This is a genomic window from Chryseobacterium sp. JK1 (genome assembly GCF_050632815.1).
Taxonomy (GTDB): domain Bacteria; phylum Bacteroidota; class Bacteroidia; order Flavobacteriales; family Weeksellaceae; genus Chryseobacterium.
Map to the genome: position 1 here is coordinate 1,583,806 of NZ_JBODRU010000001.1, position 24,653 is coordinate 1,608,458.

The 24,653-nt window shown below is 35.1% G+C and carries 23 protein-coding genes; 14 read left to right on the forward strand and 9 right to left on the reverse strand.

All coding sequences use genetic code 11. The features are described from left to right. Positions 1-783: 783 nt before the first annotated feature. The 7 genes from ACQ76T_RS07155 to ACQ76T_RS07185 all read left to right on the forward strand — a co-directional run bounded on the left by ACQ76T_RS07155 (position 784) and on the right by ACQ76T_RS07185 (position 6,624). The gene (locus ACQ76T_RS07155) at positions 784-2,901 is read left to right on the forward strand and encodes a carboxy terminal-processing peptidase (RefSeq protein WP_431342632.1); all 2,118 of its coding nucleotides are present in this window, start codon (positions 784-786) and stop codon (positions 2,899-2,901) included. A 154-nt stretch (positions 2,902-3,055) separates the two neighbouring features. Beyond that, positions 3,056-3,388 carry an ArsR/SmtB family transcription factor gene (locus tag ACQ76T_RS07160; protein WP_431342633.1) on the forward strand — a complete coding sequence of 111 codons (333 nt, stop codon included), beginning with the start codon at positions 3,056-3,058 and terminating at the stop codon, positions 3,386-3,388. A gap of 110 nt (positions 3,389-3,498) precedes the next feature. Beyond that, complete coding sequence (locus tag ACQ76T_RS07165; protein ID WP_431342634.1) at positions 3,499-3,963, forward strand: SRPBCC family protein; 465 nt, start codon at positions 3,499-3,501, stop codon at positions 3,961-3,963. 125 nt (positions 3,964-4,088) lie between these two features. After that, the gene (locus tag ACQ76T_RS07170) at positions 4,089-4,667 is read left to right on the forward strand and encodes a YdeI/OmpD-associated family protein (RefSeq protein WP_431342635.1); all 579 of its coding nucleotides are present in this window, start codon (positions 4,089-4,091) and stop codon (positions 4,665-4,667) included. Between the two features lie 17 nt (positions 4,668-4,684). Then, positions 4,685-5,083, forward strand: a complete 399-nt coding sequence (locus ACQ76T_RS07175) for a DoxX family protein (protein WP_431342636.1) — start codon at positions 4,685-4,687, stop codon at positions 5,081-5,083. Positions 5,084-5,222: 139 nt separating this feature from the next. Further along, complete coding sequence (locus tag ACQ76T_RS07180) at positions 5,223-5,780, forward strand: DUF4256 domain-containing protein (protein WP_431342637.1); 558 nt, start codon at positions 5,223-5,225, stop codon at positions 5,778-5,780. Between the two features lie 343 nt (positions 5,781-6,123). Beyond that, positions 6,124-6,624, forward strand: a complete 501-nt coding sequence (locus tag ACQ76T_RS07185) for a hypothetical protein (protein WP_431342638.1) — start codon at positions 6,124-6,126, stop codon at positions 6,622-6,624. Between the two features lie 74 nt (positions 6,625-6,698). On the opposite strand, the gene ACQ76T_RS07190 is transcribed toward ACQ76T_RS07185, so the two are convergent. The 4 genes from ACQ76T_RS07190 to ACQ76T_RS07205 all read right to left on the reverse strand — a co-directional run bounded on the left by ACQ76T_RS07190 (position 6,699) and on the right by ACQ76T_RS07205 (position 12,353). Next, a complete protein-coding gene (locus ACQ76T_RS07190; RefSeq protein WP_431342639.1) occupies positions 6,699-7,697 on the reverse strand; it encodes a phosphotransferase enzyme family protein in 999 nt (332 codons plus the stop codon). 31 nt (positions 7,698-7,728) lie between these two features. Beyond that, positions 7,729-8,760, reverse strand: a complete 1,032-nt coding sequence (locus ACQ76T_RS07195; RefSeq protein ID WP_431342640.1) for a threonine aldolase family protein — start codon at positions 8,758-8,760, stop codon at positions 7,729-7,731. 57 nt (positions 8,761-8,817) lie between these two features. Further along, the gene (locus ACQ76T_RS07200) at positions 8,818-9,240 is read right to left on the reverse strand and encodes a hypothetical protein (RefSeq protein ID WP_431342641.1); all 423 of its coding nucleotides are present in this window, start codon (positions 9,238-9,240) and stop codon (positions 8,818-8,820) included. Between the two features lie 101 nt (positions 9,241-9,341). Next, positions 9,342-12,353, reverse strand: coding sequence for a zinc-dependent metalloprotease (locus ACQ76T_RS07205; protein WP_431342642.1), 3,012 nt, complete (start codon positions 12,351-12,353; stop codon positions 9,342-9,344). Positions 12,354-12,684: 331 nt separating this feature from the next. On the opposite strand from ACQ76T_RS07205, the gene ACQ76T_RS07210 reads away from it, so the two are divergent. Then, complete coding sequence (locus ACQ76T_RS07210) at positions 12,685-13,338, forward strand: metal-dependent transcriptional regulator (RefSeq protein WP_431342643.1); 654 nt, start codon at positions 12,685-12,687, stop codon at positions 13,336-13,338. Positions 13,339-13,393: 55 nt separating this feature from the next. On the opposite strand, the gene ACQ76T_RS07215 is transcribed toward ACQ76T_RS07210, so the two are convergent. Then, positions 13,394-14,308 (reverse strand): DMT family transporter, encoded by a 915-nt coding sequence (locus ACQ76T_RS07215; RefSeq protein ID WP_431342644.1) that lies wholly within the window; start codon positions 14,306-14,308, stop codon positions 13,394-13,396. A gap of 111 nt (positions 14,309-14,419) precedes the next feature. Here ACQ76T_RS07215 and ACQ76T_RS07220 point away from each other — a divergent pair, with 111 nt between their 5' ends. Both ACQ76T_RS07220 and blaIND read left to right on the forward strand, forming a co-directional pair. Next, entirely contained in the window at positions 14,420-14,893 is a 474-nt protein-coding gene (locus ACQ76T_RS07220) for an Lrp/AsnC family transcriptional regulator (RefSeq protein WP_431342645.1), read from the forward strand. A 163-nt stretch (positions 14,894-15,056) separates the two neighbouring features. Next, a complete protein-coding gene (gene blaIND / locus ACQ76T_RS07225; protein WP_431342646.1) occupies positions 15,057-15,779 on the forward strand; it encodes an IND family subclass B1 metallo-beta-lactamase in 723 nt (240 codons plus the stop codon). Positions 15,780-15,839: 60 nt separating this feature from the next. Here the strand turns inward: blaIND and ACQ76T_RS07230 are convergent, their stop codons facing one another. From ACQ76T_RS07230 to ACQ76T_RS07245, 4 genes are all read right to left on the reverse strand, one after another. Continuing rightward, positions 15,840-17,006 (reverse strand): aminotransferase class V-fold PLP-dependent enzyme, encoded by a 1,167-nt coding sequence (locus tag ACQ76T_RS07230; RefSeq protein WP_431342647.1) that lies wholly within the window; start codon positions 17,004-17,006, stop codon positions 15,840-15,842. 97 nt (positions 17,007-17,103) lie between these two features. Further along, positions 17,104-18,243 (reverse strand): hypothetical protein, encoded by a 1,140-nt coding sequence (locus tag ACQ76T_RS07235; RefSeq protein ID WP_431342648.1) that lies wholly within the window; start codon positions 18,241-18,243, stop codon positions 17,104-17,106. A 25-nt stretch (positions 18,244-18,268) separates the two neighbouring features. Next, positions 18,269-19,171 (reverse strand): TssN family type VI secretion system protein, encoded by a 903-nt coding sequence (locus ACQ76T_RS07240; RefSeq protein ID WP_431342649.1) that lies wholly within the window; start codon positions 19,169-19,171, stop codon positions 18,269-18,271. Between the two features lie 54 nt (positions 19,172-19,225). Next, a complete protein-coding gene (locus ACQ76T_RS07245) occupies positions 19,226-20,143 on the reverse strand; it encodes a type VI secretion system baseplate subunit TssG (RefSeq protein WP_431342650.1) in 918 nt (305 codons plus the stop codon). Between the two features lie 411 nt (positions 20,144-20,554). On the opposite strand from ACQ76T_RS07245, the gene ACQ76T_RS07250 reads away from it, so the two are divergent. The 4 genes from ACQ76T_RS07250 to ACQ76T_RS07265 all read left to right on the forward strand — a co-directional run bounded on the left by ACQ76T_RS07250 (position 20,555) and on the right by ACQ76T_RS07265 (position 24,651). Beyond that, positions 20,555-21,346 carry a S1/P1 nuclease gene (locus tag ACQ76T_RS07250; RefSeq protein ID WP_431342651.1) on the forward strand — a complete coding sequence of 264 codons (792 nt, stop codon included), beginning with the start codon at positions 20,555-20,557 and terminating at the stop codon, positions 21,344-21,346. A gap of 464 nt (positions 21,347-21,810) precedes the next feature. Continuing rightward, positions 21,811-22,677 (forward strand): sigma-70 family RNA polymerase sigma factor, encoded by an 867-nt coding sequence (locus ACQ76T_RS07255; RefSeq protein WP_002979276.1) that lies wholly within the window; start codon positions 21,811-21,813, stop codon positions 22,675-22,677. Between the two features lie 79 nt (positions 22,678-22,756). Continuing rightward, on the forward strand, positions 22,757-23,329 hold the full coding sequence (locus ACQ76T_RS07260) for a hypothetical protein (RefSeq protein WP_431342652.1): 573 nt from the start codon (positions 22,757-22,759) through the stop codon (positions 23,327-23,329). 89 nt (positions 23,330-23,418) lie between these two features. Beyond that, positions 23,419-24,651 (forward strand): hypothetical protein, encoded by a 1,233-nt coding sequence (locus ACQ76T_RS07265; protein WP_431342653.1) that lies wholly within the window; start codon positions 23,419-23,421, stop codon positions 24,649-24,651. Positions 24,652-24,653 lie beyond the last annotated feature (2 nt).

Consider the following 24,653-nt stretch of genomic DNA (forward strand, 5'->3'; position numbering starts at 1 on the left):
TTTGGGTATAAGAAGTACACTAAAGTTTTGTTGAAAATCAAGGATTTTCATCCTCTATGAAATTCATTGTGCGGTATTTCCTTACCCTTTTTAAAGTGTTGAAAATTATATAAACACATAAAAGAATGATAATTTCTAAGGCTGGATTCCTACGGAATGACAAACAGGACGTCGAGTGTATCCGTACACTTTGTCATTCCGTAGGAATCTAAACATTATAGTAAACCACAATTCGAAGATTCAATGAATTTAAACACTTTAAGTGAGCTTAAGAGAATATCCTGGCACAGAATAAGCCCACATATAAGTTTAAAAAAATCTTTATTTTTTTTTTCGTGTACTGGTATGCTGTATTATTTTAAGCTTTCTTCAATGTACTAAAGTGTTTTTTAAAAAAACTTTTGTGACTTTTGTGGTTAAGTTTAGACAGACTTATTGTAAAATATTATAATTCTCTTCTTGTTATTATATATTACTTTTATCAAAATCATCATTTTCGTTTATACCGGATTATCTAGATAAAGAATGATTATTGTCTAACTCTTCAAACCTTAAATTTATCTTAAAATTCACTCTACAAAGACTTATTGTCAATATTTTTCATACATTCACATGATTTTTATATAAATTTCATCAAAAGTATTGATGAAATAATATTTTTAATTAAAAAATTGAAAATATATAAACCAACAATATAAAAACGATCAAAAATTTAAATATTGAATATACAACTGAATTAATATAAATTAATGATAGTTATCTATAAAAAACACAATCAGATTTATGTTGAAAAATTTTAGAACCGTTCGGTTTTTACTTCTACTTCCGCTTACATTTTTTGCGTTCGGTTTCCGTCCACCCAACAGTGAAGAAGAAAAAATGCAGATTATCATGGTGAGTGCAAAGAACATTTTGTCTTATTTGCATTACAGCCCAAAATCTATTAATGATGCCTACTCCAAAGAAGTTTACAAGCATTATTTTGAGCTGATAGATCCTACAAAAAAATACTTTCTTCAATCGGATATGGAGGAATTTCAGAAACACGAAACCAACCTGGACGATTATCTGAACAACGGTGACCTTACTTTCTATAATATTACCATCAACAAGCTGTATGAAAGGATGGAGGAAATTGATAAAATCACGCAGGATATTTTCAGTAAACCGATCAATCTGGAAGAAGATGAAGATTTGATTTTGGAACCCAAATTGAAGAAAGCACCAACCAGCAGGCAGGAGCTGTATAATGAATGGAAGAAATTCATCAAATACAGTATTCTTCAGGAAGTAGAATCAATAAACAGTAAAGAGGAAACGGCAGAGAAAAAGAAAGATTCCGGTAAAGACAAGACTCCAGATAAACCTGAAGTACTGAGTCAGAATCAAAAGATAAAAAAGGCAACAGAAAATGTTAAAGATCTTCTGGAAGAGAAGTTCACAAGATTCAAGAAAAGGAAAAAGATGGACTCTTTTACTTTATATATGAATGCTTATACTCATATTTTTGATCCGCATACCAATTATTACTCACCGCAGGGTAAAGAAGATTTTGATGTGAATTTCAAGGGGAAAATAATCGGTATTGGTGCCATGATTCAGGAAAAGAAAGGAAATCTTTATATCAGTACCTTAACCATTGGAGCTCCAGCATGGAAGTCGAAACAGCTTACAGAAGGGGATAAAATTATAAAGATAAAATCTAAACCTGATGAAGATCCTGTAAATGTAGCAGATATGCCCTCCAACGAAGTTACAAGACTGATGAGAGGAGAAAAAGGAATGCCCATCACTTTAACTTTACAGAAAAAAGACGGAACCATTAAGGATGTAACCATGCTTCGCGAAGAGATCGCACTTGAAGATACTTTTGCTAAAAGCATCATTGTGAATACATCCGATAAAAAATATGGACTGATTAATCTGCCCAAGTTTAACGAAGATTTTGGAAATAAAGAAGGAAGAAATGCGTCTGATGATATTAAAAATGAAATTATCAAGCTTAAGGAACAGAATATTCAGGGTATTATTCTTGACCTTAGAGGTAATGGTGGTGGTTCTTTAACGGAAGTTGGAGATATTATGGGACTTTTTATGGAGGCTGGTCCTTACGTACAGGTGAAGGATGGAAATGGAAAGATTATGGCCTTAAAAAATAAAAATGAAAAGCCCATCTGGAAAGGTCCGCTTGTGATTCTGCAGAATGAATTTTCTGCTTCTGCAGCAGAAATATTAACCGGCGTAATGCAGGATTATGGAAGAGCAGTCATCATGGGCTCTCCCGTATCTTATGGAAAAGGAACAGTGCAGGTATTTGTAGATTTGAACAAATTTCTCAACACTCAGGAAGATTATGGCTCTATAAAACTTACCATTCAGAAATATTACAGAATCACCGGGGAATCTACCCAAAGAAAAGGCGTTAGCTCAGATATTCCCATGAAAGATCTTTTTACTTATGCAGAAGTAGGTGAAAAATATGATGATAATGCATTAGCCTGGGATAAAATACCGGGAACAGATTTCAACAGGCAAAACGCTTTCAATATTCAGGCTTTGAAGAAGATGAGTACAGAAAGAATGGCTAACAACAATAATTATAAGTTAATACTTGAATATGCCCAGTGGAGAGAAAATCTGGATAAAGAAAAAACAGTTCCTCTGAATGTTCAAAAATTCAATGATCTGATGAAGCAGAGAAAGATACAGACGGAAAGATTCAAGGTTTTAAATACCTTAGAAAACGGGCTTACCTTCACCATGTATCCCAATGAAATTGAAAGAGAGAAAATTGACGAAGCCTTTAAAAGTAAATCTGAAATATGGCTTAAAAACCTACAGAAAGATCTGTATCTACAGGAAGCTATTAATGTAGTTGGAGATCTCAAGATGAGATCGTAAGCCTGTTTCGTACAACAGAAATTAAAAATAACAACAGCTCAAGAGTGTATTTTCCCTACATTTTTGAGCTGTTGTTATTTAAAATTAAAATTTTCCTCAAAATACTTGCGTAGCTAAATAACTACATATATATTTGTAGTCAAATAACTACACGATGAATTTAAGAAGAGATGTTTTCCAGGCAATAGCAGATCCTACAAGACGATCTATATTAATGTTGGTAGCGGCACAATCTATGACTGCGGGGGCCATTGCTTCTAATTTTGATACGGCAAGACCTACCGTTTCAAAGCATCTCCAGATCCTTACGGAATGTGAACTACTGAGATCCGAACAAAACGGCCGCGAAATTATCTATCACCTTAATCCCAATAAAATGAAAGAAATAGCCGATTTTATAGAACCCTTTCGCAAAATGTGGGACGAAAAATTTAATAAACTGGAAAGTGTGATGAAAGCCTTCCAAACCATAAGTAATAAGAGATAAAAGATGAGAGACGAATAGATAATAGGCCTTAACTAGTATCAATTTTCTCTCACTCTAATACTCTCCCAGCCTAAAACCCTAAAACCCTCCAACTCAAGAAAACTCAAAATATGGAACTAAAAACAAAAATTCACGCCGAAGATGGCAAACAGGAAATCTTCATTATCAGGGAATTTGATATTCCTGTAGAATTGCTTTTCAAGGCCTATACAGAAGCCGAATTTTTCGAACAGTGGATGGGAACCAAAGTGACCAAGTTTGACAACAAACCACATGGAAGCTACCGTTTTGAAACGTTAAATCCTCAGGGAGAAGTAGTATTCAGTGCAAATGGAACCATTCATGATATTGTTCAGAATAAGAAAATTATAAGAACCTTTCAAATGGAGAACACACCATTCCCAGTTCATATCGAGTTTTTAGAATTTGAAAAACTGACAGATTCCACCAGTAAAATAACAATCCAATCCATTTATAAATCAGTAGACTATAGAGACCAGCATCTGAAAATGCCATTTGCACAGGGAATCAATATAGCACATAATCGTTTACAGGAATTGTTAGGTGGCAGGTAGCAGATAATAGGTTTCAGATTGTCAATCATAGAGATAATCTCATTCCAAAACCCAATACTCTCCCACTCTAATGCCCTCAAACTCTCTTACTCTAATCCTCAAGAAACCCTCAAATACAAAACACCATGAATCCAAAAGTTAATTTTTTCTTTAATGACGCCAAGCAGTGGAAAAAAGAATTTGAAAAGCTAAGAACTATTGCCTTAAGCACTGAGCTTGCAGAAGATTTAAAATGGGGATGCCCCTGTTATACCTATGAAGGGAAAAATATTTTCCTGATCCACGGTTTTAAAGAATATTGTGCAATTCTCTTCTTTAAAGGTGCTTTGATGAAAGATCCTGATCAGATTTTGATTCAGCAATCTGAAAATGTGCAGGCTGCAAGACAGGTTCGTTTTACCGATGTAGAGCAAATCAATGATTTGAAAGAGATTCTGAAAAGATACATGTTTGAAGCTGTTGAAATTGAAGAATCAGGAGCCAAAGTAGAAATGAAGAAAACAAAAGAGTTTGAAATGGCTGAAGAGTTTCAAAGTAAACTGGATCAGAATCCGGCACTGCAGGAAGCTTTCAAAGCATTAACTCCAGGGAGACAAAGAGCTTATCTTCTCTACTTTTCTTCTGCAAAACAATCCAAAACCCGTGAAGCACGCATTGAAAAATGCATTCCACAAATCATGGACGGGATAGGACTCAACGATTAATTCTAAAAAACCATATCATGAAAACGCTCAATCCCACCACAAAAAAAACAAAGATCATTTACTGGTTATTTACCCTTTGGATGGCTTTAGGAATGGTTTCTACTGCCATCGTTCAGCTAATCAAAAGCAAAGACGAAGTGGCCAACTTCACAGGTCTCGGCTACCCTTCTTATCTGATGATCATCATCGGAATATGGAAAATTCTGGGTGTTATTGCTATCCTTATTCCTAAACGACCGTTATTGAAAGAATGGGCTTATGCAGGTTTTTTCTTCGTCATGTCTGGCGCGGTAATTTCCCATCTGATTGTTGGTGATCCCGCAGGAAGAACCTTGCCGGCAGTATTATTATTCGTGTTGGTTATTATTTCCTGGTACTTCAGACCTGCAGAAAGAAAAATCACAATTATTGATTAATCATTTTTGATTGTAAAGTTGTTTAATATTAATTTTAAAGGAGATAAAAATCTTTGCTCCCTAAACTAAACCTCATCAGCAAAACTTTCGCCTTTGCAATTATCCAACAATACAGAACCATTCAAAAACAAAATCTGATATGAAAAATAAATCATTAACTCGTGAACAAAGCAAAACACTTTTAAAAACACTGAAAGCCCGTTTTGAGAAAAATATGAACCGCCATGAAGGGTTAAGCTGGGGAAATATTCAGAAAAAACTGGAAGCTGATCCTGAAAAACTCTGGTCTTTAAATAAAATGGAAGAAACAGAAGGGGAACCGGATGTGATAGATTATAATAAAGAAATAGATGAATATTCCTTCGTAGACTGTTCTCCGGAAAGCCCAAAACGCCGAAGCCTATGCTATGACTATAAAGCCTGGAATTCCAGAAAAGCCAACAAACCTGAAAGCAATGTCATAGATACCGCCGCTGAAATGGGTGTTGAACTTCTTAATGAAGATCAATACCGTCAACTTCAGAAGCTCGGAAAATTTGATCTTAAAACATCAAGCTGGATACAAACGCCTTCTCACATCAGACAACTTGGCGGAGCTGTTTTTTGCGACAGACGTTATGATACCGTTTTCACTTACCACAACGGTGCAGATTCTTATTATGCAGCGAGAGGTTTTCGGGGAAGTTTGAGAGTCTGAGGGCATGTAAAAAAAATAGAGATTTTCAAAACTTAGGTGTACTTCATATACACAAAGCAGGAAACTTAAAATATCTTCCCGTGTGATCATCTTTTCTATTTTCTGTAGATCTCCCGAGGAAGTATAAATATAATTCTGAGGGGCCTGGCCCGACATAAAATGCAACCCCAATGTAAGAAATCCCAACCCTAGCATATGAGTAATCTTTTTCATTAAATCATTTTCAAAAAGTAAATCATTTTTAATGACTACTGAAATGATTCTTTTATCAACAATATTCTTTGATATATAAATAGTATTGTTATTTTTGGAAGGTAAAAATTCGATTTTAACAATTAAGGATATGAAAAAACTAATCTTATTGGGCGCTGTATCAGCTTTTTTAATCAACTGTAATAAAAAAACTGAAGCTCCGGCTCCTAAAGTGGAGGCAGATACTGTTGCTGTAGCTGAACCCGTTATTGACACATTGGGACCAAAATCATTCTGCTATGTAGGAGTTACCGGGAAAGACAGCGTTTTTGCTTCTATCGATGATAATCTGGGTACCATTACGGGAAAATTAGCCTATAAAAACAGTGAAAAGGATAGTTCAAAAGGAGACGTAACAGGTTTCAAATCAGGAGATACTCTAAAGCTTACTTATGAATTCACTTCTGAAGGAAAGAAAAGTAAAACAGATATTTATTTTCTTCAAAAAGATAATGTTTTAACAGAAGGAATTGGAAATCATAAAGAGGAAGACGGCCAGACCAAATATGCTGACGAGAAGAAGATCAGCTATAAAGACGGGCAAAAACTAAGTGCTACAGATTGTAAAACCGTAGCCAAAGCTGTAAAATAAATATTTCTAAAATAATGCAATATAAAAAGTGCTGTTCTACATTTAAGAACAGCACTTTTTACTTATAAATGTTATCAGTTCTCTTTATCCCAATAATTTTCTACAATATTTCTAATAAACCCGACAAATGACTTCAATTGCGCAGGTTGACTGAAAGCATAAAACTGATCGTGAGTGGTATGGAATCTCATATAAAAAAGCCAAAATCCTATTGCCAGATAAGGTATTGCAGCAAGCTCCTGATCGCTTATAGAACGATATTCCCTATATCCATCCAGAAATATTTTATACGTATTCTGAAATTCTTCATAAGTCATTCTTCCCATATAAGTATCCAGAGTAAGATGTACCCAGAAGGTCATAATATCATTAACAAGCCATCCTTGCCCCATAAAGTCGAAATCGAAGAACGTAATTTTATCACCGTCAAAATGAAAGTTCTTTGGTAAAAAATCAAAATGACAGTACCCTTTTGAGAATCCTGAAGAATCCAACTTTGCCAACCGTATTTTTATCCGGTCTGCTATGCCCTGCAACCAAATATGATCATCAGGGTTTTCTGTAAAAACAGATTGTAAGGTCTCTAAAGGTTTAAAAATGGTTGTTTCAAGATCAAAAGTCCATCTTTCCTGTCCGAATTTAAGATCTGATGAAACATGATGAAACTTTGCCATTTCATTTCCTAAAATACGAAGTTGATGATCATTCAGAAATCTAACGGCACTGCCTGCAGCATAAGAAAATAATACTGCATTTCTTTCTCCTTCCACAGCATTTATTGTTACAATCATTTTTCCCGAAATATCAGCTATCGGATAAGAGACAGATACGTCTGCTTCCTTTAAAGCCAATAATAGCTTTACCTCTTCTTCTATCTGCGCTAGGCTTCGATGGGAAGAACGATAAATACGAAGGATAAATCGAGCATCATGAGATTCAACCAGATAAGTATCCCCCACTCCACGAACCAATAATTTACAGTGAACCTCACTTATTCCGTATTTTTCAGAAATAAGTGATGATAATGCTTTTGGACAAAGAGTTGAGTAAGTGGCTGGAAAAATAGATTTCATACTGTAATAAAGTAATTAGGCTACTCAGTTTTTATAATTCTTTCTCGATAATATCAATAAAATGGTTAACAGCTTCATCACCTGTATTCCATGAGGTGATCAAACGAATGGCAGAAAACTGATCATCTGTTTTTTTCCAGACATAAAATTCAAAATGCTCGGATAAAACTGCAATAAGATCATTATGCAAAATCGGGAAAATTTGGTTGGTATAGGTATCAGAAAGAAATTCCACTCCTTTTTTCTTCATTGCATTTTTGATTTTCATAGCCTGCTGATTCGCATGGCTAGCCAGATCAAAATACAGATTATCCTTCATAAGCTCCATAAACTGTATTCCCAACAGTCTTCCTTTTGCGAGTAATGCTCCTTTCTGCTTGATATTAAAAGCAAAATCTTCCTGAAGGGCAGCGTTATTAATAATGATCGCTTCTCCTATCAAAGCACCGTTTTTTGTTCCTCCCAGATAAAAGACATCGGTGAGCAAAGCAACGTTTTCCAATGTAAGATCACTTATTTCAGAAGTAAGGCCATGCCCTAATCTCGCTCCGTCCATGAACAGATACAATTTGTTTTGTTTGCAAAAACTGGAAAGCTCTTCCAATTCCTGTTTTTTATAAATAGTTCCCAATTCTGTAGAGTTGGAAATATAAACCAGTTTCGGCATTACCTGATGGGGAACATTCCTGTGGCTTTCCAGCATCGGAATAATATCTGACGGTCTTAGCTTCCCATCTTCTGTTTCAATACTTAAAACCTTATGACCTGTCGCTTCAATAGCCCCTGTCTCATTATTGAGAATATGGCCTGTAGAAGCAGAAATAACACATTGATAAGGTTTTAAAATCGAAGAAATTACAATGAGATTGGCCTGGGTTCCGCCTGAAACTAAGAAAACTTCAGAATTCTTATTGTTGATTTTTTCTTTGATTAACGCCTTCGCTTTTAATGAATACTCATCTTCTCCATAGCCAGCCTGCTGATCAAGATTATATTGTAAAAGTGCCTGCAAGATATTCGGGTGACACCCTTCAGAATAATCGTTTTTGAATGAAAATTTCATAGAGTAAAAGTAAAAAGAAAATAGCTCTTATGAAACACTAACTATTTTTTATTACATCTATTCAATAACATCATTAGGCTGTCCAACCTGAAACCCTTTTTCAGAATGTATATAGACCTTATATTTCTTTTTACATTTTCTTTCCAGCGGTTCAATAAAATAAGAAACTCCCTTCTCTGTATAAGCTCCTGTCAGGCTTCCGGAAGCAATGGTTAAGATAATACGCTTTGTTCCATCTTCGGATTTACCTTTAAAGCTGTATATCTGCTCTTTTCTCAATGCCTCAGTAGTGGTGTCTGTTGTTATATATTTTGTTTCCTTTCCATTAATATCATATAAATTGAAAATAATCTCTTTACCTCCTTCTTTATTTAGTCTGTTTTCCTTTATCAATTTTTTAGGATTAAAGTTAAATGTAAAGCTTCGGGATTGTCCGGATGTATTACAGAACAATGTAAAAAGCAGAAATAGTAGAATCATGTTTTTCATCTTTTTAAATAATGTTTTATGAATACTTATACAAATTCTATACAAAAAAAGAGCTATAATGGTATAGCTCTCTTTTAAATATATAATCTCTATTATTTTTTGATAACTTTTGACTGGTAAATCAGTGTTTTATGATTCAATAATTTCAACATATAGACACCGGTTTTAAATTTTGTGAAGTTAATAACTGAACTATTCATCGCATTACTCTCCATTAATCTTCCAGAAGCATCATAAATTTCATAATCCGTTATTTTCTCATCACTGTATACCTGAAGAACATCTTTTACCGGATTCGGAACCAAACCAATTGGCTTTTTAGAAAGCTCTTTGGTACCTAATACAGAAGTAATATTTAAAGTAATATTATTTCTGCTTAATTGGTAACACACCTTGGCCTGATTAAGCTCTGCAATCGTTTTGTTAAGTAAAGCACTTTCTGCTCCGGTAAACGAAATACCCTGTACCGTATATGTTCCTACTGGTAAAGCAGTAAAGTTAGCTGTTGGACTTGTAGCAGTGATTGTATTGGTGGTTGTATTAATAGCTGCATAAGTGAAACTAACCCCTACAGGCGCATTAACAGTATCATAGAATTGCCCTGGCCCATTAATGCTAAGCACAACACTTGATCCTGCAGGAGTATTGCTCAGGTTTCTTGAAGTCATGAAATACTCTGAACCCTTTTCCAGATTTACCGTGAATGTTCTGTAATAGGTAAAGCTGGTTCCTGTTCCGGAGTACACAGCATTAGAGGTCAGGAAATTAGCCACTCCTGTCTGAGTTCCTTTATATAAAGTAATAGCTACACCACTTGGAGAAGGATAACTTAATGTATAGCTTCCTGTTTCTGTTGCTTTGAATCTTAAAGTAAGCATACTTGAGCTTGCATTAAGCAGATAAGGAGCTGTCTGTGCCTGGTTGAATATATACCAGCTATTAGCAGTCATATTTGCAGCATCGAAGGTCAGTGTTTTAGAATTATAGGTATCATTAGATGGTGTTTGTGGTGCCAGATTAAGGTTAGCCTGTATACTTCCCTGTATTGCAGTGATCACTTTCGGATTGTCTACAATAATGGTTTGGAAAGCATTACAATTGGAACTGATGATAAAATTAGTATCAGAAACATCAAAAAATTCTGCATAATCATTGATTACTGCAGTGACTTTTATCCTGGCTTTATTGGTATAAGGAACAAATGGTAAAGTTACCGCCGCAGTTCCATTATTAGGAACATTGGAAGCCAGTACATACGGGAAAGTATCTCCTCCGTCAGTAGAAAGAAGAACATTTACCGTATTTTTCAGAACATTCGTCTGGTTTACATCCCATGTTACATTGATATTCGTTTCGGCATTTACTGTCACATTTGAATTGGGATAAGTCACTGCTAAAGGCCCCTGATTAGTTACTGTTACTACAACCTGGTCAGAATCCGCTCCCCCTGAGATCACGCTGTTATCCCTTACAGTAAATCTCATTTTCATTGTTCTCGCTACCAAAGGAAGTGCTTCTGCTTCATTTACAGGAGGATTATTCTGGTTATTCAGAACAAATTTCATTTTTGGAAAATATCGTTCAGTTGTCGTGGTGCTCTGCTCAGATCGGAACAATGGCGCTGTGGTACTGTTGACTGCAGTATATCCACCAGCTCCATTAATAGTACTTCCAAAAGCTCCTTTATCATTAGCTGTAGCAACGTCTACCTGATCCCAGGTATAGGAAAGATTGGTATCTTCAGCATCACTTGCTATTCCTTTCAGTTTAAAAGGAGTGTTTTTGGGAATGCTTATCGCTGTATTCCCCGGATTAGCTGAAGGCGGTGTATTATTTACTGCCACAGAAGTATAGCATGTAGAAGCTACTGCCAGTGTATTTAAAATCTGATCAATACTTTTAGCATGGAAATAATTTAACCCGTTATTTCCTGTATTCGTTTGATCGTTAGGGGTGGTACAGTTATTTTTATAAGCCATTATAGTAGATCCGGAGCCTGGTTCTGTAGCTGCTGCGGAGTTCCATCCGGAAGTACAGAATGTAGGGCTTGAAGGGGTTCCTCCTACTGCATTGTAAGTATGTCCTGCTCCAAACTGGTGCCCCATTTCATGAACAATCAGGTTAGCAGACAAAGATTTGGGCATAGAGAGTGTCCACTGGCTCCATGCTCTTGCTTTCATAGATGCAGTACAAGGACGAGGCCCCGCCTGCCCCTGAGCGCTTCCTCCCGCTCCCGGCATAATATTAAAGGTATGACCAATATCGTAATCTGCATAAGGCAGCGTTCCGTTCGTATTCATAGTATCAAAACCAGATTGCGAATTAGCCGCTGAAGCAAAAGAAGGGTCTATTGTAAAAGGATCTGTGGCACCATCGGTAAAAATCAAGGTTTTATTAGTCGTTTTATCAATTAATGAAAAAGAAATAGATAATTCGGATTCATAGATCTGATTGATCAGGTTCATCATAGCGACCAGTTCTCCAAGGGCTGCATCCTGATTGCCTAGAGCGGTTGTAAACTCACCAGTAGTGGCTACGGCCATTCTGAAAGTTTTCAATGAGTTTCCGTAAGGAAATCCTGATGCGGACTTTTGAACATTAAGGCCTTTAGCAACAGCCTCTAAGCTTTCCTTAAAATCATTTTCATCAGTTCCGCAGATAAATTTTTCACCAAACATCTCAAAAGAGTTGTAAATACGGTATTCTCCTTTTTTAGTCTTATAAGGTTCAATAATATAATATCCCGTACCGGATTTAACCATAGCAGAGATCTCATTTCCAACAAGTGTAAGTTTTATCTTATCTTTTTTGTCCTTTGAATATCCGTCAAAAGTGACGATATTATCAATTTTCCTGTTTAACAGATTATTTTCGGATAGGATAAACTCTTTTTTAGTACCATCAATAAGTGTTAAAACAATAGATTGGTTTCTAATTTTTCCGGAATTTTTTCTATCTATATTTACACTTCTTTTAAAATCATCAATATTCAATTTAAAAGTTGTTCCAGGAAGATCTTCACTGCTAAAACCATTGGGTTTCAATACCTGCGCATTCAAGAGAAAAGATGCACAGAGTGAAAGAAAAGTAATTTTTAATTTCATTGCTATATTTTTTGAGAGTTAAGATAAGTAAAAAAGCAATAAATTTTCCTAAAAATAAAAAACATAAACTTTAATTAAAGATACCATTAAAAAAATATAAATATTTTCAACTATTTGAAATAATATTCATTAAAAACAGAATAAATAAAAATATAAAAAACATACAAGCTTAAAATATAACAACCTTATTTATAACCAATTTTAATTTTATTCATACTAATTTACTCACAATGTCATTTTTTTATTAAAACTTTTCCTGATCATTTTGCTTCATAAGCACGATAAGTTTAATATTATTTTGTTAGATTTGTAGTGAAAATCATCTAACATTTTGAAAACAACCCTAACAGAAGAGAATTACCTGAAAGCTTTGTTTCACTTAGTTGACAATGAAGGAAAGGTTACGATTAATGAGCTCAGCAAATTTTTAAATGTAAAAATGCCGAGTGTCAATAACATGATGAAAAAATTTGCAGACAAGAAATGGGTCATCTATGAAACCTATAAGCCTTTGATTGTTACAGAAGGCGGAAGACGCGAAGCGGCTCTGGTAGTTCGTAAACACAGACTTACCGAGATGTTTTTAGTGAAAAAAATGAATTTCGGCTGGGAGAACGTTCATGAGATTGCTGAACAGCTGGAACATGTACATTCGCAGGTTTTCTTCGATAAAATGGATGAAATTTTAGATTATCCTAAATTTGATCCCCATGGAGAACCTATTCCTGATAAAGACGGAAATATTATCGCCCAGGATTTACAGAAATTAAGCAGCTGCGAGGTTGGAGAAACAGTAATTTTTGCCTCTGTCACCCTTTCTGATGACGCTTTTCTAACTTATCTGAATGACAGAAAGCTTCTTCTCAATACTCAGGTTAAAATAAATAAAATTGAGAGTTTTGATAAATCAATGACTATAGAAATTGAAGGTAAAACCGAAATTTTAAGCAAAAAAGCAACTGAAAAAATATTGGTAAAAAAATAAAAATTCCGGTAATCTGTTGACGATTACCGGAATTTCTTTTTTAGGCCGCTCGATTTCAATTTATATGTTCTTCGATTGGTGTAACCTTCTTACGCTTCATACTCAATAGAAATAAGGTTGAAATGATACATATACTTCCCACCCAATCCATCACAGAATAGGAAACATTAAGCCAAAGAACAGCTAAAATAGTGGCTGATAATGGTTCTATAGAAGCCAGAAGGCTGGTTTTTTGTCCGCCAATAATCTGAACGGATGATAAGTAGAAATAAAAAGCAATTAATGTCCCAAATATTACAATAAAGGCTGTATAGCCGAATGTCTGCATATCCCATACCCCCTGAATATCCCAGGGCGTTTTTACGAAACTGAAAACAATTCCCGCGCAAAGCATTCCCCATCCAATAACCAAAGAAGATTTATATTTTGATAAAAGCTTTTCCGGCTGCAATGTATAAATTGCTAAAGCAACCGCAGAAGCCAAACCAAAAAATAAAGCACCACCAGATATGGAAAGGCTGGAAATATTTCCGTGAGTGACCAATAAAAAAGTTCCTCCTAAGGCTAGAATGATGGCTGCTATTTCCAATAAAGCTGGAATTTTTCTGTTTTTAAAAGCGATATACAAAGCAATAATAACCGGACCAGCATATTGAAGAACTGTTGCCGTAGCAGCATTGGAGTATTTAATAGCGGCAAAATAAGTATATTGAACAGCCAGCATTCCAATAAGGCTGAAAACAATGAGCTGTATAGAGTCTTTTGTGTTTTTCCAGATTTCAAAAAGTTCAACCTGATCCCCCCATCTTGCATACAACAGAAGACAGATTCCCGATATTAATAATCGTATCGTGATGATCCATTCCATATTAATTCCCCGTTGCTGAAATAGAAATTGCGCCAATGTTCCGGAAACACCCCAAAACAATGCAGCAAGCACTGCCAAACAAAAACCTTTTAGTACATTCATCGTGTAATTCAATTTTAAGTTGCAAAATTGCATCAAAATACACTTGATTTTTCATTAAATTTGAGTGATAATTTGCAATTTTGTTTCATAACATATTTAATTTTTTAAAAAATGAATGAACTGGATCACTTCGACCTATCTATTCTTGAAATACTTCAAAAGAATAATCTTACCCCTCAAAGAGATATTGGAGATCGTATAGGTTTATCTGCAGCTGCGGTACAAAGGCGTATTAAAAGAATGAGGGAAACAGGATTTATAAAAGCTGATGTCTCTATTATTGATACAGAAAAACTCAATCATTCTGTTACCATTATTGTAGAAGTTTTCCTCGAAAGGGATAAAATTGACCTTATTGATCAGGCTCAAACCTTATTTACGGCTGCTCCTGAGGTTCAACAGTGTTATTATGTAACGGGAGAATCAGATTTTGTATTGGTGATTGTTGTTTCGTCTATGAAAGAATATGAACAACTTACCCGAAGAATATTTTATAGCAACGAGAATATCAAGCATTTCCGGACATTAGTATCGATGAATACTGTGAAATCCGGGCTCGAAATTCCTATCAGTATGTTGTTCTAATATCGGAAAAGGATTAGAAATTTCACTTAAAATCGTTAAAAAACGGTTAAACTCTATTTCATATAATTGTTGATATTTTAAATTTATTAGGTTTGCAAAACTTTGCATCTATTTTGTCTTTCTGACAATTCTTAGCATTATAATCATCCATCTTAAAAAAATTATGAAAAAAAGTATTTCGTTTTTCGTCCTTTCCATGCTGTTAAGCCCTTTTGCCCATGCACAACAGGTAAGAGATTTTGTTATTGAGCCTCAGATTAAACCTAATTTTTACATCTATAAAACTTTCGGGGTATTTGGAGGGAAAGAATATTCAACCAACGCGGTATATCTTGTAACCCAAAAAGGAGTTGTTCTATTTGATGTTCCATGGCAGAAAACACAATACCAAAGCCTGCTGGATACCATTCAGAAACGCCATAATCTTCCGGTGATTGCTGTATTTGCGACCCACTCCCACGAGGACAGAGCCGGAGATTTAAGTTTTTACAACAAGAAAGGAATTAAAACTTATGCTACTGTAAAAACAAATGAGATTCTGAAGAAAGAAGGAAAAGCTACTTCTACAGAAATCATAAAAACGGGTAAACCTTACCGTATTGGTGGTGAAGAATTCATTGTTGATTTCCTTGGTGAAGGCCATACAGCAGATAATGTTGTAGTTTGGTTTCCTAAATATAAGATCCTTGATGGAGGATGCCTTGTCAAAAGTGCATCAGCTGTTGATCTTGGCTATACAGGAGAAGCAAATATTGCCCAGTGGCCACAGACAATGGAAAAACTGAAATCTAAATATGCACAGGCTACTCTGGTTATTCCAGGGCATGATGAATGGAAAGGCGGCGGCCATGTAGAACATACTCTTGAGCTACTGAATAAAAAATAATAGTGAAAAGCCCGGGCATTTGCCCGGGCTTTTCATATATCTTACAGTGGTTTTAAAAGGTTACTGAGCAAGAAGCTGGGATATTTTCTCCATTTCTTCTAATGTATTGAAATAATGGGGGGATAGTCGTATGGCTTGATCTACATTTTTAAGAGTAAAATCAATCAATGCGTTATTTTTATCGTTTACCTTGAAATATACATTATGATCTGTCAATATTTTACTGCTCTTCTCCACCTTTCCGTCTTTCTCACAAAAAGTAATAATACTGCCCAATCGATTTCCTTTATCTAAAATCCTGAAACCCTTATTCTGAAGATTCGTTCTTAATGTTTCTGCCAGTGTATGGTTATAGTTTTCGATGGTAACCATCCCTATGTTGTTGGCGTATCGCAATGCTTCTTTCAGACCGATAAGATCTGCGTTGGACCTTTCAAAGAGTTCAAATCTTTTTGCGGTTTTATTCAGCAGATAATCATCAAATACTGTCCATTGAGCACCATTACTGTCTAAAAACAGAGGGGCAAAACCTTCATTCAGCACCCGATCTGAAACATACAAGAATCCTGTTCCTCTTGGTCCTCTCATGAACTTTCTTCCTGTTACCGTTAAAAAATCACAATGAATTTCTTCTACATTCACAACAATCTGTCCCACAGACTGGCACGCATCTACCAGATAGAGAATATCATATTCTTTACAAAGCTTCCCAACTCCTTCTACGTTCTGAATAAGCCCTGAGTTTGTTGGAATATGAGTGACTGCAATAAGTTTTGGATGATGCTTTTTAATCAATCTTTCAAAATCCTCGAGATCCAGTTCGTTATCAGGAAGGTTTGTGACCCTGATGATGTCAATATGATATCTTTTCTGCAAAGAAATAAAAGCAATCTGGTTGGATATATAATCATCATTGGTGGTAATGATGCAATCACCTTCTTTAAAAGAAATACTGGATAAAGCTTTCGCATAGCCATCTGTAGAACTGTGTACAAAGGCAATATTAGAAGGTTTGGTATTGATGAGCTTCGCTGCCTCTTCATAAAAACTACCTATCAGCTCCGAGTGTCTACCTGCTAACGCATAGCCACCGATCTGCTGTTCTTCATATAAATAATTAACAACTGCCTCTACAACACTTTTGGGCATTAATGATGAACCCGCACTGTTCAAAAATATCTTATCCGAACATCCCGGGGTGTCCTGTCTTATTTTCTCTACATTCATTTTCTCTAAATCGTAAGAACTAATTTACTTCTATCTTTTTTAATATGAATAAAAAATTCCCGAATTTTCATCCGGGAATTATACTTTAAAAGTTATATTAATCTAAAACACTCCATCCTCTCTTCGGATTCGTGTTCGTAGAAACTTCCTGTTCGTTAACAATGATATTTTCTTTTCTCTGACCAATATAATCTAGTTCGCTTAGTTTAGCGAAAATGGTTTCCAAACTTCTCAACATCTGCTGAATATAAAGTAAAGGTTCTCCACAATTGTGATGATCATAGTTGGTTTCTGCCACAATAGAAAGCTGGTTCAGTAAAGTATGTGGTGCAATTTCGCTCCATTCCAAACTATAATTAAGCATTTCCTCCAATTCTGCAGGAACCAGAAGTTGTGTGGAATTGTACAGATGGAGAGCCAGTCTTGCGAAAGATTCAATTAAAAATACAGGTGGTTGCCAAGGGGTAATATTTCTGAACTGGAAATACATATCCCCAAAAGTATTTACCATGGTAGTACACAAAAATTTAACATTTTGTGCTAAAGCTGTATTCTGATTTTTGTGTGATGCTTTCTGAATGATTTTAAAAGCATACTGCTGCAAATTTCCTATAGATTTCGCATAACTGCTGTAATAATCTACCAAAGCCGGATGACTCTGAACGGAAGTACAAGGCGGAATAAAATTAGAATCTACCTGCGCGATGTTTCCTTTTAAATCTACTTTACCTATAATCAGGTAATTTCCTCCTGAATAGCTGCTGTTCAGAGAAGTAACAGGAAGCAGCTCAATATGATGGTTGGGTTGTGCGCTTGGATGGCGTGGCGGAATTTCTTCCGGGTCGATATCACCAAAAGGCACCTTATCAAAAGGATTTACAGAGATCAGAATATAGTATTCTCCGTCTGCCTGCTCCTCATTCATTGATTTTGCCAAAGACTTCACACTGATTCTTCGGTCGGTAAGCTCGATGCGGTAACCTGCCATTGTCACAGCACTGCAACGCTTAATAACAAGCTGTACGTCATTGGTTGCTGTATTGTGAACATCAAATATTGTACGGTCTGTAAATTCGGTAGAAATAGGCAGAAGTCCATAATTATATGTAGTAATTCCAAGAGAATTGGAATCTCTGATGGTATCAACTAAAAAGTTATCCTGATCATTAAGGTGTCTCTGGGAAACTTTCATCCCATCTACCCAATTGATTGCAAAATGTTTAATAGGCTGTATCATGTTTAATCTTTTTTAAATTTTGTGTTTATGGTTTTCTTACGATCCCTTCTTCTTCATGCTGAATAACTCTCTTACAGATCACCACTTCATTTTCAGAAATGTTGTTTGTCATAATATCCTGATCGAAATCGATATATTTTCTAAAACTGAAAAATGATTTTTTAGTATAGAAAATCCAGTAGTAAGGCTCGTTTCCTTCATCGGAAAGATGAATAATAGATCCGGGGTTTTTATGATTATAATCGTCTACCACTCTGTAAAACCAGTCTCCAAAGGTAACTCCTGTCGGAAGAGTTTTTGCTTTGATTCTGAATCTATTGGTATCTTCAAGGTTTTTGCTCAATTCAACATTCAATACCATTAAACGGTCAAAATCTGCTCCCTCAAAATCAGGAAGTTTCTGCTCCGGAGAGTATCTCCATGTTTTATAGATATCAAAAGGAATGCTGATAAACTGAATATAGCAGTAATAAAATACCATGGGAACAACAAAGATCAACATACTTGTTGCAGCCATTACAGCATATCCTGTTCCCCGGCTGATCCAGTTAAAAATCAAAGTGAAAAGATATCCTCCCAAAACCATACACGTTACCGAAAGAATAGACTCAAACAGAATGCTCATTGCAAGAGATTCTATATGTTTTTTGAAGTATTTGTGTAATAAATTAACGTGAATAACTCCGAAGATAAGATAGATCACCTGTGCAATAAGGTACCAGTAGGGATTAAAAAGATTTCCTGCAAATCCGAAAATGCCCGGTAATGCGAGACATAAGCTGCAAAGAAGAACATAAACAATAATCACTTTAATTTTTATCGCAGGTTTATTTCTTCTGATGATTCCTAATATAACCATCATAATAACTGCGATTAAAGGCATTAAAATATACCTTAAAAAAATACCTTTTACTGAAGAGATTTCCATTTGTTTCTTTTCGAATTTATACTTTGTTGGTAATTGTAAATATAATAAAATAATTTAGAGAAAGGTAGAATATCCAAGGCGGCTCGCATTTCTTTCGTCATCCTCCAGGCTGAAAGAATATTCTACTTTTTCCGTAACGAAATTCTCTTCCACATCCACGGTTACAGGAAGAAAATAATCATACAGAGCCTGAAGAACTTTTCTGAACGGACTTCCCGGGATATATCGCTTCATACCTTCATAAGGAATCGGTCCGATATTCACTACCCAGTTCCGTTGTCCGTCCATATGCCTTCCACTCGGAATGTACGTTACTCCAAGTCTGGAATTCCCCAATAACATAGAATCATCATTTTTTTCAATTTCATCAATAATATTGGGAGAAAAGGTAACTTCTACCGGTACCTGTAGAAAAGCGGTCATGCATCTTTCAAACCATTTTTTATCACCTCTGATCTGGTGGAAAAAAGGTAAAATATGCATAAATATGTATGCATTCTGCTTATCCAACATCTTGATCAGTGGCCAGAGTTCACTCACTGTTTCCATGAGAGCGTCTGTATGGCTTGTAATATCAAATTCGGATTCTTTAAGCAGAGCACTGATTTCTGTAAAGAATACTTCCAGTTCAAAAGGACGGAAAAACTTACGCGCATCCTCTTCTACCCTTTTCTGTTTGCGGATTTCCCGAACAACACTGTCAACATTCTTTCTGGATGTTCCTAAAGAAGGCGGATGGAACAAGCCTTCCGGAAGATAGTCATAAATACCTTCCCTATAACTTTCTATCGTAAAAACTTCCTCATCAAAGCCCAAATAGCTGCTCGAAATACTTTTAATATCTTTCAGATAAGCACGGTCGTTTATACCTACCCGCTCAATAAATATATTACTTACAGCCCGATGATATTTCAAAAGGTTAACAGCTACAGCTTCAGCTTTAAAGTCTGTCTGCAGCTTATTATAATTCATGTCTACAATATTATTCTCATACATAGTGTTTCCTCTGATTATGACTTGTAAAGATAATATATCTCTCAAGTTTGAAAAAATATTTCACTAACAATTTTGCCTTAAAAGTAATAATTTATTAAGACTAACCATGAAAGTTTTCAAAATTTACCGTAAAAATACGGTAATGCAAAGGATTACGGAAAATATTCAATTTCAAAATCAATCATTTAGAATTCAGAGTTTTAGAGATGAAATTTAAACTATAAAGGAATTAAGCTTCCTTCTTTTTTTACTTTTTATCCATTATCTGGGTTCAGATGTTATTTAGATTAATTTTTATTAACATAATATTATAGAATAAATTGAGGATAATTGATGCTCATTCGAAAACCGGAGCGTATCTTTGCAGACTGAAAATTGTTATTTAAAATGAAAAGTATTTATTCTAAAATTCTGATTTTAGCATTCATTTCCTCTTCACTTTACTCTTATGCTTGGGGACTTACCGGGCATAGAGTTATTGCAGACATTGCAGAAAACCACCTTTCAAGAAAGGCAAGAAGAGAGATTAAAAAAATGATGGGGAGAGAACGTCTTGCGTATTGGGCTAACTGGCCGGATTTCATCAAATCTGATACAACAGGCGCGTGGAAGCAGGCATCATCCTGGCATTATGTAAACATTGATCCGCAAACAGATTTTAAAGCTTTTGAACAAAATTTAAAAGCACAGGCCGGGCCGAGTCTTTACACTCAGGTGAAAACACTTTCAAGCCAGATCAAGGACAAAAATACTTCTGAAAAAGACAGAAAAATTGCTTTGATTTTCCTTATACACATCATGGGAGATCTTGCACAGCCATTACACGTTGGAAGAGCAGAAGATTTAGGCGGAAACAAAATCAATGTAACGTATTTCGGAGAGAAAACAAATTTACACTCTGTTTGGGATGGTAAACTGGTAGACTCACAAAAATACAGCTATACTGAGTATTCTAAGCTTTTGGATATTAAATCTAAAGAAGAAGTTGCACAGATTCAGACGGGTACACTGGAAGACTGGTTGTATGATTCTCACAAGATTGCCAACAAAATCTATGCACAGACTCCCAACGATTCCAAATTGTCTTATGATTATCAGTACAAATTCAATGATACGGTTGAGAGACAGCTTCTTTATGGAGGGTTAAGATTGGCAAAAGTTCTTAACGATCTTTTCTAATTGAAAAAATAAAATTGACAATATAAAAACGGAACTTCGGTTTCGTTTTTTTTTGTTTAAAATTCAAAGCTCCAGAATCAGAAACAAATTAATCTAAAAATCTGCGGACTAAGAAGCAGATAAATAACATTCTCTTCATCAAATCAACCTTGTTGATTCTTTCTTTGCTCCTTAAAGATATATAATAAAGAAATAAATCTTTGCGTTAAATTTCAGGAAATTAAAAAATCTATAGTTATACAGACAAAATATTCAGAATGCCTACTACTTCTCTATTAAAAACAAAAATAATTCATAAATAAAAGATAAATTTTAAAACACTCAATTTCAACAGATTAAACATATAAAACAGTCGTTATTATACTTTTCATCTTACATTTTACAAAAAAACATTGTAACTCGTGTAACCTTTTCATGTTTCCAAACGTATATTATATAGTAACTCTTTTTTGAGGATAAAATAAATGAGACAATTAAAAATCACTAAGCAGGTTACCAACAGGGAAACTGCTTCATTAGACAAGTATTTGCAGGAAATTGGTAAAGTGGAACTGATCACTGCGGACGAAGAAGTAGAATTGGCACAAAGAATACGTGCAGGTGATAGAGCCGCACTAGAGAAATTAATCAAAGCCAACCTTCGTTTCGTGGTTTCTGTATCCAAGCAATACCAAAATCAAGGTCTTTCTTTACCCGATTTGATCAATGAAGGTAACTTAGGATTGATGAAAGCGGCAAAAAGGTACGATGAAACTAGAGGTTTCAAATTTATCTCTTATGCAGTATGGTGGATCCGTCAATCAATTTTACAGGCATTGGCAGAGCAATCAAGAATTGTAAGACTTCCGTTGAACAAAATTGGTTCCATCAACAAAATTAATAAAGCATACGCTCACCTTGAGCAGGAAAATGAAAGACCACCTTCTCCGGAAGAATTGGCTGAAGTTCTTGACATGAGCGAGGAAGATATTAAAGAATCTATGAAAAACTCCGGAAGACACCTGTCTATGGATGCACCTTTAGTAGAAGGTGAAGATTCTAATCTTTATGATGTATTGCGTTCAGGAGAATCTCCAAGTCCTGATAAAGATTTGATGCTTGAATCTCTACAAATCGAGATTGAAAGAGCATTGAATACTTTAACGCCAAGAGAGGCAGATTTGGTAAGACTATATTTCGGACTGAACGGAAAACACCCAATGACTTTAGAGGAAATTGGTGAAACTTTCGATCTTACAAGAGAGAGAGTTCGTCAGATCAAAGAAAAAGCAATTAAGAGACTAAAACACAATACCAGAAGCAAGATCCTTAAATCTTACCTAGGTAAATAATTTTAGCGTAACAAATGTATAGCGGAGTCTGTTTTCAGGCTCCGTTTTTTTATAAATATCCAAATTAAAATATTTTATAATGAAGTCATTAATGAAACCCAAACCCGGAGATCTTTTTTATATTCCTTCTATTAACCAGTTGAATGAAAATGGATTTGTCATTGCCCGTTATATTGAATTTATGACTCCAAACCTAGGCCATCTTATTGAAGTCTTTGATCATTTTTATACCGAACCTCCAAAAAAGATTTCTGATGTATATACCACAAAGAGATTATTCCAGCCTATATTTTGCAGTATGCGTTTCTCTGGTATTCCAAGGTGGAAAATATTATTCAGTAATCCTGAATATGATAAATCTGAGTCATCATATAAAAATATTACCTTCGAATTTGACGGTAGTATCTGGATGGGTGGAGAAAGTATCATAACAGAAAATCAGGAATTACAAAATATTGAACCTTCTATCTGCTGGCGCATGGACCATATTATACTTAGAGTATTATACCATTTAAAAGGGTTTCTAGCTAATAATGAAATTATGGATTATGACAAAATCCCTATGGAATATAGTATGGATAATGAATTGACTGGGGAAAAAATACTTGAGATGGCAAAAATGACAGATAACAAATTTAAAAGCTGGATATAAAGAAGCTACAATCTTAACCATATTTCATACGGTTTTGTAACGAACCTGAAAATATTTTCAACTAATATAATTGCTAATTAAAAAAAACAATGACTACTCTACCCTTTGAAAACAAAATTACAAGAGATAAAAATATCCTGATTGTTCTACAGGATAGCCAAAACATTGATAATGAGCTTCAATATCTAATCAACAACTTCTGCGGAACGGTTGTAAATGATCTGGCAAAGCTTCAATCTGATTCCCAACATAAAAAAATATATGTTTGTGGAGATATCAACCAACTGAAAGACACAGATCTGTTACTACATGTTATTACAGAACTGTCTACGAATTATGAAAATTATACTCCTGAAAACCTAAAAATGGTTAATTTGGGACAAGTTCCCATCATTGTAAGTAATGCCGGAGTCTACTACAGAAAATTGTTTACTGATGATTATAGTTTCGACAAAATTAAATCTGAACACGATTTTCAGGAACTGACAGAATCCAACAAGGAAGCTAAAGCGTTTAGAAAAGGAATTTACCTGAGTAAAATTACCAAAGAAGTTACCGAAAATGGGCAGGAAGCTTTTCATTATCATCTTTTGAGATGCTCCAGTAACTTAACAGGTCCTACTGATAATTTCCGTAAAATTGATACCCAGATCATCCAACTTCTGAATGAGACTGCGAAAGACACTTTCGAGTACGATACAGATATGAATCATGCTTTAGTGCAGATTTATGAAAACAAAAAGAAAACTGCTGATTCTGACAAAGAAGTAAAAGCCAAAATAAAAGCGCACTCTGATAAAACGAAAGATATGCCTAAAGAAGGGCTTATTGCCTTTTGTACGTTCTATGATCATTCAAATATGGACAAAGTAAAACCTTCAGAAACAGATAGATTTGATCGGTCTTACAAACAGAACAGTGCTTTCACAAGGCTTCATTTCAGACTTAAAAAAACAGTCGACGATAGTTCGCTTGAAAAAGAATTCACCGTTACATTATATCCCAACTCTGCATTTTTGATTCCTCTTTCTACCAACAGATTGTATACTCATGAGATCAGACCTTCTGCTCTTGGAGTTGATCAGATTCCGCTAAGAATGGGATATGTGGTGCGTTGTTCTAATGTAGAAGCAATGTACACTGAAAATCAGGCTTATATTAAAGAAAACGGAGAATATATAAAACTTGAAGAGATCACTCCGGAACTTCATGAAGAACTGCGAAGCTCTTATTATGAAGAAAACAGTACTGAAAATAGAGTTGAATACGGAAAGGTTCATTTCAGCATGAATTCAGGAGATTACGAAAAACCTATTTATTAAGA